The organism is Anaerotignum sp. (assembly GCF_017483025.1).
Lineage (GTDB): Bacteria > Bacillota > Clostridia > Lachnospirales > Anaerotignaceae > Anaerotignum_A.
The window spans coordinates 1-10,990 of sequence record NZ_JAFUMA010000103.1 but is presented as its reverse complement, the minus strand read 5'-3'; the positions used below and the strand labels follow the sequence as shown (position 1 = coordinate 10,990).

Genomic DNA, 10,990 nt, shown 5'->3' with positions numbered 1-10,990 from the left:
CATTGCGCGACCGCCCAGAACGTAGGAAGGACGAACCAGTACGGGATAGCCGATTTCTTCTGCAGCTTTTACGCCGGCTTCAATATTTGTTACGGCCTGACCCTTAGGCTGAGGAATATTCAGTTCCTGCATGATGTGTTCGAAAGCATCTCTGTTTTCTGCTTTTTCGATGGCTGCTACATCTGTACCGATGATCTTTACGCCGCGTTCCATCAGTGGTTCTGCCAGGTTGATGGCTGTCTGGCCGCCCAGGGAAGCGATGATGCCCAGAGGCTGTTCCAGTTCAACAACGTTCATAACGTCTTCTACTGTCAGAGGTTCGAAGTACAGTTTGTCACTTGTTGTATAGTCTGTGGAAACGGTTTCGGGGTTGTTATTGATGATGATAGATTCGTAGCCGAATTCTTTAATTGTTGTGACAGCGTGTACTGTAGAGTAGTCGAATTCTACACCCTGACCGATACGGATAGGGCCGGAACCCAGAACGATGATCTTCTTCTTATCGCTCAGTCTGGAGTCATTTTCTTTTTCATATGTGGAGTAGAAGTAGGGGATGTAACCGCCGCAGCCGCTTGTTTCGATCATTTTGTAAACGGGGAACAGGCCCATTTCTTTTCTCAGATCGAATACTGCAACTTCGCTCCAGCCCCACAGTTTTGCGATGAATTTATCAGAGAAGCCCATTTTCTTGGCAACGGACAGGATTTCTTTGTTGCCAACGTTTTCGGACAGTGTTGTTTCGTAATCAACGATCTTCTGGAAGGATTCCAGGAAATATTTTGTGATTTTTGTTGCTTCGAAGATTTCATCCAGAGATACGCCGTTTCTGATCAGCTGTGCGATGGCATAGATTCTGTCATCGGGGCTTGTTGCGATGTATGCCAGCATTTCTTCATTTGCCATGTTGTCAAATTTAGGCATATGCAGGTGGCAAACGCCGATTTCCAGAGAACGGATGGATTTCAGCATACATTCTTCCAGTGTTCTGCCGATACCCATAACTTCACCGGTTGCTTTCATCTGTGTGGACAGTGTGTTTGCAGCTGTTGCGAATTTATCGAAGGGGAAACGAGGCATTTTTGCTACGATATAATCCAGAGCGGGTTCGTAGTTTGCTGTTGTTTCGCCCAGTTTGATTTCATCCAGAGTCATACCTACTGCGATCTTCGCTGTTACTCTCGCGATGGGGTAACCGCTTGCTTTGGAAGCCAGAGCGGAGGAACGGGATACACGAGGGTTAACTTCGATCAGGTAGTATTCGGAAGAATTGGGATTCAGTGCGAACTGTACGTTGCAGCCGCCTTCGATTTTCAGTTCTTTGATGATCTTCAGAGCGGAATCACGCAGCATATTGAAGTCGTGATCATTCAGTGTCAGGATAGGAGCAACGACGATGGAGTCGCCTGTGTGAACGCCAACGGGGTCGATGTTTTCCATACCGCAGATGGTGATGGCGTGGTCTGTACCGTCACGCATTACTTCGAATTCGATTTCTTTATAGCCTTTTACGCTTTTTTCAACCAGTACCTGATGTACGGGGGAAAGTTTCAGCGCATTTTTCATAATTTCGATCAGTTCTTCTTCGTTGTTTGCGAAGCCGCCGCCTGTGCCGCCCAGTGTGAAGGCAGGACGCAGAACAACGGGATAGCCGATCTCATTTGCAGCCTGGATACCTTCTTCTACGGAATATGTGATCACGGAAGGGATAACGGGTTCGCCGATGGACTGGCACATTTCCTTGAACAGCTCACGGTCTTCTGCTCTTTCGATACTGTCGATGGATGTACCCAAGAGTTCTACCTGACATTCTTTCAGGATGCCTTTTTTCGCCAGCTGCATTGCCAGGTTCAGGCCTGTCTGGCCGCCGATACCGGGCACGATAGCGTCGGGTCTTTCATAGCGCAGGATCTTTGCGATATATTCCAGTGTCAGGGGTTCCATGTACACTTTGTCTGCGATGGTTGTGTCTGTCATGATGGTAGCGGGGTTGGAGTTAACCAGCACGACTTCATAGCCTTCTTCTTTCAGGGCCAGGCAAGCCTGTGTGCCTGCATAGTCGAATTCAGCAGCCTGACCGATAACGATGGGGCCGGAGCCGATGATCAGGATTTTTTTCAAGTCAGTTCTCTTTGGCATAAAAATTTTTCCTCCTTGTAAGTAAATGCGTGAATGGATTTAGTTACATATCTGAGTACGGAGAGAGGTGGGATTTCTTATGAAATCACTTTACTTGCCATACGATATAGCTTGTTTGGTTTGATTACTTGTCCTGCCAAACGATGTTGCCTTTATACATCGTCATTTTGCAGGCACCGCAAACCTTGTTTCCTGCGAAGGGGGTTGCACGGCCCATGGTCAGGAAGGTTTCGGGGTCGATGTTGTATTCTTTTTCCAGATCATATACCGTCAGGCTGGCAGGCTGTCCAACTTCCAGAGCTGTGCCAACGCCGAAACGGTTTCTGGGATTTGTGTGCATCAGTTCGATGAGTTTTTCTAAGGAAAGGACACCTTTTTTCACCAGCTCTGTGTAAAGCACGGGGAAGGCTGTTTCCAGACCTACCACGCCCATCATGCTCTTAGCCAGACCTCTGCTCTTTTCTTCGGCAGAGTGGGGGGCATGGTCTGTGGCGATCATGTCGATGGTACCATCCAGGATACCGGCGATGAGGGCTTTTCTGTCTTCTTCGCTGCGGATGGGAGGGTTCATTTTGAAGCGTCCGTCTTCCTGCAGCATGGAATCGTTCATGGTCAGGTAGTGGGGCGCTGTTTCGCATGTGACGTCCAGACCTTCGGCTTTCGCTTTGCGGATCAGTTCCACGCTTTCCTTTGTGGAAATGTGGCAGACATGGTATTTTACACCTGTTTCCTTCACCAGCTGCAGATCGCGTTCGATCTGTTTCCATTCGCTTTCGGAACAGATGCCTTTATGGCCATGTTTTTCTGCGTATTCGCCCTTATGGATGTAGCCGCCGAAGAGCAGGCTGTTATCTTCGCAGTGGGCTGCAACGATTTTGTTGTAACCGCTGATTTTTTTCATGGCTTCGCGCATCATTTCGTCATTTTGCACACCACGTCCATCATCGGAGAAGGCACAGATATGACCAACGATTTCATCATAAGCAGCCAGCTTTTCGCCCATTTCACCAACAGTGATCGTGCCGTAGGGGACTACTTCGATGCAGGCTGTTTCGCGGATGGCTTTCAGCTGCACCTCCAGATTTTCCATACAATCGGGCACAGGGTTCAGATTTGGCATGGAGCAGACTGCGATATAGCCGCCGTGGGCTGCTGCCAGAGTGCCGCTTTTGATGGTCTCTTTATAAAAAAAGCCCGGCTCTCTCAGATGTACGTGAACATCAATAAAACCGGGGAAAATAAAGCAACCGTCCAGATCAAAAACGGGACACGCATCCTGTGGAGCACGGTTGGAAATTTCAGTAATGATACCGTCGGCGATGAATACGTTGGATTTGATGAAATTGCCCTGAACAAATACGTTTGCATTAGTCAAAATATAGTTCAAAGTGATCTCTCCTTTCGTTCGCTAAACAGGTTCAAAATTTATTTTTCTCTAAATCTTCAATACTATATCACAAAGGGGCTTCTCTGTCAAGATGTAGAGAAAATTCGGGAAGGATATACTATAAGATGTAATTGCGGAATTTATTGACACCGGATTTTCCTTGTGTTAGACTAAAAATGTAAATCTATGAAGACTTTTTGTAACTGACGGAAAAGTGGGTGACCACAGGGGAGCAAAAAGTTTGTTTATGAAGCAGTTGAAACCTGCTTTTTGTCGACCGTCTGGGCAGTCCTGTTTTCTGTAAATACAGAATGTATGCAGAATAGGACTGCCCTTTTCTGTTTGTTGGAAAAAGGATGCAAGAAACGATCATAAGGAGGCAACCCATGAAAAAAATCGGTATCGTTATGGGCAGCGACAGCGACCTGCCTGTAGTGGAAAAAGCAATGGCAACTCTGGAAAAATTCGGTGTACCCTTCGAGGCACATGTGTATTCTGCCCACAGAACACCTGTAGAAGCAAGTGAATTCGCAAAAGGCGCAAGAGAAAAAGGCTTTGGTGCCATCATCGCAGCAGCGGGCAAAGCAGCCCATCTGGCAGGCGCCATGGCAGCCAATACAACACTTCCTGTGATCGGTATCCCCATCAAATCCTCCACACTGGATGGCCTGGATGCACTGCTTTCCACAGTGCAGATGCCTGGTGGTCTGCCCGTGGCGACAGTAGCCATCGATGGTGCGGAAAACGCAGCCCTGCTGGCAATTCAGATTTTAGCTGTGGAAGATGCAGAACTGGCAGCAAAACTGGATGCAGCAAGAGCGGAAGCGGCAGCAAAGGTTCTGGAAAAGAACGCTGCGTTAGAGGCTAAATACGCAAAGTAATTTTAAAACAACATTATAAAAGGTAATCATTCATATAACCATGTATGCGAGAGCGCAGAGAGGAGAAACAAAATGAAAAGCTACAGTGAAAGCTACAAAGCAGCAGGCGTTGATATCACTGCAGGTTACAAGGCAGTAGAACTGATGAAAGCACACATTGCTAAAACAATGACATCCGGCGTGATGGGCGATATCGGCGGCTTCGGCGGTCTGTTCGAACTGGATATGACAGGCATCACAAAACCTGTTCTGGTAAGCGGTACTGACGGCGTTGGTACAAAACTGAAACTGGCATTCCTGATGGACAAGCATGACACAGTAGGTATCGACTGCGTAGCTATGTGCGTGAACGATATCATCTGCGTTGGTGCAAAACCTCTGTTCTTCCTGGATTATATCGCAGTAGGCAAAAACTTCCCCGAAAAGGTAGCTGCTATCGTTAGCGGTGTTGCTGAAGGCTGTGTACAGTCCGGCGCATCCCTGATCGGCGGCGAAACAGCGGAAATGCCCGGCTTCTATCCCGAAGATGAATACGATCTGGCTGGTTTTGCAGTGGGCGTTGTGGACAAAGATAAAATTCTGAACAACAAAACAATCAAAGCTGGTGACGTGATCCTGGCTCTGCCTTCCAGCGGTGTTCACTCCAACGGTTTCTCTCTGGTACGCCGTGTACTGGATGTGGAAAACGCAGACATTAAGACTCCTCTGGAAAAACTGGGCGGCAAATCCATCGGTGAAGCACTGCTGGCTCCTACAAAAATCTATGTAAAACCCATGCTGGCTCTGTTTGAAGAAGTAACAGTAAAAGCTGTTTCCCACATCACAGGCGGCGGCTTCTATGAAAACATCCCCAGATCCATCCCTAAGGGCTTCGGTGCGAAAATCAATAAAGCAAGCCTGAAAACACCTCCTATCTTCGACCTGATCATGGAAAAAGGCAACATCCCCGAAAGAGATATGTTCAACACATTCAACATGGGCGTTGGTATGAGCGTTGTTGTTGCAAAAGAAGATGCGGAAAAAGCAATCGAAATCCTGAAAGCAAACGGCGAAGACGCTTACATCATGGGCGAAATCGTTGCTTCTGAAGAAGGTGTTGTCATTGAATAAGACAAAAATTGCCGTATTCGTTTCCGGCGGCGGCACAAACCTGCAGGCACTGATCGATGCATCCAAAAGAGGCGAGATCCCCAGCGGTGAGATCGCCCTGGTGCTGGCAAGCAATGACAAAGCCTATGCCCTGACAAGAGCGGCAGAAAACAATATCCCTTCTGCAGTGGTAAAAAGAAAAGATTATGAATCCCAGATCGCTTACGAAGAAGCGGTGAAGGGGGTTCTGGCGGAAAAGGGCATCGAAATGATCGTTCTGGCTGGTTTTATGACTATCCTCAGCGAAAATTTCACTTCCGCTTATCCCAAACGCATCGTGAATGTACATCCTTCCCTGATTCCCTCCTTCTGTGGCGCGGGCTTCTATGGTCTGCGTGTCCATGAAGCGGCGTTGGAATATGGCGTGAAGGTAACAGGTGCTACCGTGCATTACGTAAATGAAATTCCTGATGGCGGCGAGATCATTCTCCAGAAAGCCGTGGAAATTCAGGAAGGCGATACAGCAGAAGTTCTGCAGAAAAGAGTTATGGAACAGGCAGAATGGATCCTGCTTCCGAAAGCAGTTGAGTTAGTTGCAAACAGACTTCAGAAAGAAAGAGGTTAATTATAATGGATGTTTATAAAAAAGACACAATGAAAGACCTTGTAAAAGATAACCCCTATGTTGGTCGTGGTATCGTGATCGGTAAAACAGAAGACGGCACAAAGGCAGCATTTGCTTACTTCATCATGGGCAGAAGCGAAAACAGCCGTAACCGTATCTTCAGAGAAGAAGGCGAAGATGTAATGATCTACCCCTTCGATGAATCCAAAGTGGAAGATCCTTCCCTGATTATCTATGCGCCCGTTCGTAAACTGGACGGCAAACTGATCGTAACAAACGGCGACCAGACAGATACAATCAGAGATTTCGTTCTGGACGGCAAATCCTTTGAAGATGCTCTGGAAACAAGAGAATTCGAACCCGACGGCCCCAACTGGACACCCAGAATCAGCGGTATGCTGACATTCGCTGATGATGACTTCACATACAAAATGAGCATCCTGAAATCTGCAGATGCAGAAGGAACAGCATGCAACAGATTCACATATTCCTATAAAGCACTGGCTGGTGTTGGCCACTTCATCCATACATACATGGGCGACGGCAATCCCCTGCCTACATTCTGCGGCGAACCCGAAAGAACAGTGGTTCCCAATGATATCGACGCTTGGCTGAAAGAAATCTGGGAAAACCTGAATGCTGATAACAAAATTTCCATCTACGTTCGTTTCGTAGACCTGAAAACAGGCGCAGTGGAAAACAGAATGATCAACAAACACGAATAAGAGAGAGGGGATATTGAAAATGAAAGAGTTTGAACTGAAATATGGTTGTAACCCCAACCAGAAACCTGCAAAAATTTTCATGGAAGACGGCGGGGAACTGCCCATCGAAATCCTGTGCGGCAAACCCGGCTACATCAACTTCCTGGATGCTTTCAACAGCTGGCAGCTGGTAAAGGAAATCAAAGAAGCTCTGGGCATGCCCGCAGCAACATCCTTCAAACACGTTTCCCCCACATCCGCAGCAGTTGGTACACCTATGAGCGATGCTCTGAAAAAAGCATGCTTCGTAGATGATATCGAAGGTCTGGACGATTCCCCTCTGGCATTGGCTTACGCAAGAGCAAGAGGTACAGACAGAATGTCCTCCTTCGGCGACTGGATCGCACTGAGCGATGTTTGCGACGTGACAACAGCAAAACTGATCAAACGTGAAGTTTCCGATGGTATCATCGCTCCCGGCTACACAGACGAAGCTCTGGAAATTCTGAAATCCAAGAGAAACGGCAACTATAATATCGTTAAAATCGACCCCAACTACGTTCCTGCTGTACAGGAAAAGAAACAGGTTTACGGCGTAACATTTGAACAGGGCAGAAACAACTTCGAAATCAACAAAGCCCTGCTGGATAATGTGGTAACAGAAAATAAAGAACTGCCCGAAGAAGCAAAACGCGACCTGATCATTGCTCTGATCACTCTGAAATATACACAGTCCAACTCTGTATGTTTCGCAAAAGACGGTCAGGCAATCGGCGTTGGCGCTGGTCAGCAGTCCAGAATCCACTGCACAAGACTGGCTGGTAACAAAGCAGATATCTGGCACCTGAGACAGCATAAAAAAGTTCTGAACCTGCCTTTCCTGCCTACAGTAGGCCGTCCTGACAGAGATAATACGATCGATGTTTATATTTCCGATGATTACGAAGATGTTCTGGCAGAAGGTACATGGCAGACACTGTTCTCCGAAAAACCCGAACCTCTGACAAGAGAAGAAAAGAAAGCATACCTGTCTACAATCAAAGGTGTTGCTCTGGGCTCTGACGCATTCTTCCCCTTCGGTGATAACATCGAAAGAGCTGCGAAGAGCGGCGTAAGCTATATCGCAGAACCCGGCGGCTCCATCCGTGATGACAATGTTATTGCTACTTGCAACAAACACGGCATGGCAATGGCATTCACAGGCATGAGACTGTTCCACCACTAATTCCGAGAGGAGACATACAAATGAAAGTAATGGTGATCGGTGGTGGCGGCAGAGAACACGCTATCATCAAGAAAATCAAAGAAAATCCCGAAGTAACCGAACTGTATGCACTGCCCGGTAACGGCGGTATCGCGAAAGATGCAACATGCGTGGATATCGGCGCAAAGGATATCGAAGGCGTTGTGGCATTCGCGAAAGAAAATGCTATCGATTTCGCAGTTGTTGCACCCGATGATCCTCTGGTTCTGGGCATGGTAGATGCCCTGAATGAAATCGGCATCCCTTGCTTCGGTCCCGATAAAAAAGCTGCCATTCTGGAAGGCAGTAAGGTTTTCTCCAAAAACCTGATGAAAAAATACGGTATCCCCACAGCAGCTTATGAAGTATTCGATGATATGGAAAAAGCACTGGCATATCTGGAAACAGCACCCATCCCTACAGTCATCAAAGCCGATGGTCTGGCGCTGGGCAAAGGCGTTATCATCGCCGAAACAAAGGAACAGGCCCAGGATGCGGTTCGCTCCATGATGGCAGATAAGGTATTCGGTGCCAGCGGTGACCACATTGTCATCGAAGAATTCATGACAGGCCCCGAAGTTTCCGTACTGGCTTTCACAGACGGTAAAACAATGGTTCCTATGGTTTCTGCGATGGACCATAAGAGAGCACTGGATGGCGACAAAGGTCTGAATACAGGTGGCATGGGCACCATCGCTCCAAACCCTTATTTCACAGCAGAAGTTGCGCAGGAATGCATGGATAAAATTTTCGTTCCCACCATGGAAGCGATGAACGCAGAAGGCCGTACATTCAAAGGCTGCTTGTTCTTCGGTCTGATGATCACACCTAATGGCCCTAAGGTAATTGAATATAACTGCCGTTTCGGTGACCCTGAAACACAGGTGGTTCTGCCCCTGCTGGAAAGCGATCTGCTGACAATTATGAAAGCAGTTGCAGAAGAAAAACTGGCAGAAGTAGAAGTGAAATTCAGCGATAAGGCTGCTTGCTGCGTTATCATGGCTTCCAACGGCTATCCGCAGAGCTACGAAAAAGGCTTTGAGATCACACTGCCTGCAGATGATAGTCTCATCTTTATCGCAGGTGCAAAGGAAGCCGACGGCAAGTTGCTGACAAACGGCGGTCGTGTGCTGGGTGTGACAGAAATCGCAGACACACTGCCCGAAGCCATCGCGAAATCCTATGAATCTGTGAAAACAGTGAAATTTGACAACGCATTCTATAGAAACGATATCGGTAAGAAAGCCCTTGCGGCGGAGGTATAAAGACTATGGTTTATAGAATTTATGTAGAGAAAAAAGCAGGTCTGGCTGCAGAAGCTGATGGCCTGAGAAGTAAAATCAACAACCTGCTGGGCATCAAAGGTCTGACAGGTCTGCGCCTGCTGAACCGTTACGATGCAGAAGGTCTGGATAAAGACCTGTTCGATTACTGCACAAAAACAGTATTCTCCGAACCCCAGCTGGATGATCTGCTGGCAGAACTGCCCACAGACGGTGCAGTAACATTTGCAGTGGAATTCCTGCCCGGTCAGTTTGACCAGAGAGCAGCTTCCGCAGCAGAATGTATCCAGATCATTTCCAAACAGGACAGACCCCTGATCAGATCTGCAAAAGTATATGTTCTGTACGGCGAACTGACAGACGCTGATGTAGCAGAAATCAAAAAATTCCTGATCAATCCCGTAGAATCCAGAGAGGCAACACTGGATACATTTGAAACACTGGATGTTCAGTACGAAATCCCCACAGAAGTAGCAACACTGGAAGGCTTCATCAAACTGGACGAAGCTGGTCTGGATAAATTTGTGAAAGACATGGGTCTGGCAATGGATCTGGACGACATCAAAGTATGCCAGAACTACTTCCTGAGCGAAGACAGAGATCCTACCATCACAGAAATCAAAATGATCGATACATACTGGTCTGATCACTGCCGTCATACAACATTCAACACAACCATCGACAGCATCAAATTCGAAGATGAACTGCTGCAGAATGCGTATAACGAATATCTGGCTACAAGAGAAGCCATCGGCAGAACAAAACCCATCAACCTGATGGATATTGGTACAATCGCAGCGAAATTCCTGAAAAAAGAAGGCAAACTGGATGGTCTGGATGAATCCGAAGAAATCAACGCTTGTACAGTAAAAATCGACGTTGATGTAGAAGGCGAAACACAGAAATGGCTGCTGCTGTTCAAAAATGAAACACACAACCATCCTACAGAAATCGAACCCTTCGGCGGTGCGGCTACATGCGTGGGCGGTGCCATCCGTGACCCTCTGAGCGGTCGTTCCTATGTTTACGCTGCGATGCGTGTAACAGGTGCAGCTGACCCTCTGAAACCCGTATCCGAAACAATTCCCGGCAAACTGCCTCAGAGAACCATCGTACAGACTGCAGCAGCAGGCTACAGCTCTTACGGTAACCAGATCGGTCTGGCTACAGGTCAGGTTGATGAACTGTATCACCCCGGTTATGTTGCGAAGAGAATGGAAATCGGTGCAGTTATCGCAGCGGCTCCTGCGGAAAACGTACGCAGAGAACGTCCTGAAGACAGTGATATCGTAATCCTGCTGGGCGGCAAAACAGGCCGTGACGGCTGCGGCGGTGCGACAGGCTCCTCCAAATCCCATACAGTAGAATCTCTGGAAAGCTGCGGCGCAGAAGTACAGAAGGGGAACGCGCCCGAAGAAAGAAAACTGCAGAGACTGTTCAGAAATGCAGAAGCATCCAAGCTGATCAAACGTTGTAATGACTTTGGTGCAGGCGGTGTTTCCGTTGCCATCGGTGAACTGGCAGATGGTCTGGAAATCGATCTGAACGCAGTACCGAAAAAATATGACGGTCTTGACGGTACAGAACTGGCTATTTCCGAATCTCAGGAAAGAATGGAAGTTGTGGTTGCTGCAAAAGACGT

General features: G+C 47.6%; 9 protein-coding genes and 1 riboswitch. Of the genes, 7 read left to right on the top strand and 2 right to left on the bottom strand.

Going from position 1 to position 10,990, the window contains the following annotated elements; all coding sequences use genetic code 11:
* Together carB and IJ369_RS09020 are read right to left on the bottom strand one after the other, a co-directional pair.
* The coding region (gene carB / locus IJ369_RS09025; RefSeq protein WP_290718304.1) for a carbamoyl-phosphate synthase large subunit at positions 1 to 2,136 on the bottom strand (2,136 nt) is incomplete at its 3' end.
* A 124-nt stretch (positions 2,137 to 2,260) separates the two neighbouring features.
* Positions 2,261 to 3,523, bottom strand: a complete 1,263-nt coding sequence (locus IJ369_RS09020; RefSeq protein ID WP_290718302.1) for a dihydroorotase — start codon at positions 3,521 to 3,523, stop codon at positions 2,261 to 2,263.
* A gap of 189 nt (positions 3,524 to 3,712) precedes the next feature.
* A riboswitch (ZMP/ZTP riboswitch) is annotated at positions 3,713 to 3,817 on the top strand.
* Positions 3,818 to 3,909: 92 nt separating this feature from the next.
* Between IJ369_RS09020 and purE the strand changes: the two genes are divergently transcribed.
* The 7 genes from purE to IJ369_RS08985 all read left to right on the top strand — a co-directional run.
* Entirely contained in the window at positions 3,910 to 4,404 is a 495-nt protein-coding gene (gene purE / locus IJ369_RS09015; RefSeq protein WP_290718300.1) for a 5-(carboxyamino)imidazole ribonucleotide mutase, read from the top strand.
* 72 nt (positions 4,405 to 4,476) lie between these two features.
* Positions 4,477 to 5,514, top strand: coding sequence for a phosphoribosylformylglycinamidine cyclo-ligase (purM, locus tag IJ369_RS09010; protein WP_290718298.1), 1,038 nt, complete (start codon positions 4,477 to 4,479; stop codon positions 5,512 to 5,514).
* A complete protein-coding gene (gene purN / locus IJ369_RS09005) occupies positions 5,498 to 6,118 on the top strand; it encodes a phosphoribosylglycinamide formyltransferase (protein WP_334298196.1) in 621 nt (206 codons plus the stop codon). Before purM ends, purN begins: the two co-directional genes overlap by 17 nt.
* Positions 6,119 to 6,123: 5 nt before the next feature.
* Positions 6,124 to 6,843: an IMP cyclohydrolase gene (locus IJ369_RS09000; protein ID WP_290718294.1), complete on the top strand. Its 720-nt coding sequence runs from the start codon at positions 6,124 to 6,126 to the stop codon at positions 6,841 to 6,843.
* A 19-nt stretch (positions 6,844 to 6,862) separates the two neighbouring features.
* The gene (locus IJ369_RS08995) at positions 6,863 to 8,047 is read left to right on the top strand and encodes a phosphoribosylaminoimidazolecarboxamide formyltransferase (protein WP_290718292.1); all 1,185 of its coding nucleotides are present in this window, start codon (positions 6,863 to 6,865) and stop codon (positions 8,045 to 8,047) included.
* A 20-nt stretch (positions 8,048 to 8,067) separates the two neighbouring features.
* On the top strand, positions 8,068 to 9,330 hold the full coding sequence (purD, locus tag IJ369_RS08990; RefSeq protein WP_290718290.1) for a phosphoribosylamine--glycine ligase: 1,263 nt from the start codon (positions 8,068 to 8,070) through the stop codon (positions 9,328 to 9,330).
* A gap of 5 nt (positions 9,331 to 9,335) precedes the next feature.
* A partial coding sequence (locus IJ369_RS08985; protein WP_290718288.1) for an AIR synthase-related protein occupies positions 9,336 to 10,990 on the top strand: 1,655 nt, incomplete at its 3' end.

What these genes read in the sequence shown, in the direction of transcription:
- purM (WP_290718298.1), top strand. Translation starts at nt 4,477, where the DNA reads ATGAAAAGCTACAGTGAAAGCTACAAAGCAGCAGGCGTTGATATCACT.
- IJ369_RS08995 (WP_290718292.1), top strand. Translation starts at nt 6,863, where the DNA reads ATGAAAGAGTTTGAACTGAAATATGGTTGTAACCCCAACCAGAAACCT.
- IJ369_RS09000 (WP_290718294.1), top strand. Translation starts at nt 6,124, where the DNA reads ATGGATGTTTATAAAAAAGACACAATGAAAGACCTTGTAAAAGATAAC.
- purE (WP_290718300.1), top strand. Translation starts at nt 3,910, where the DNA reads ATGAAAAAAATCGGTATCGTTATGGGCAGCGACAGCGACCTGCCTGTA.
- purD (WP_290718290.1), top strand. Translation starts at nt 8,068, where the DNA reads ATGAAAGTAATGGTGATCGGTGGTGGCGGCAGAGAACACGCTATCATC.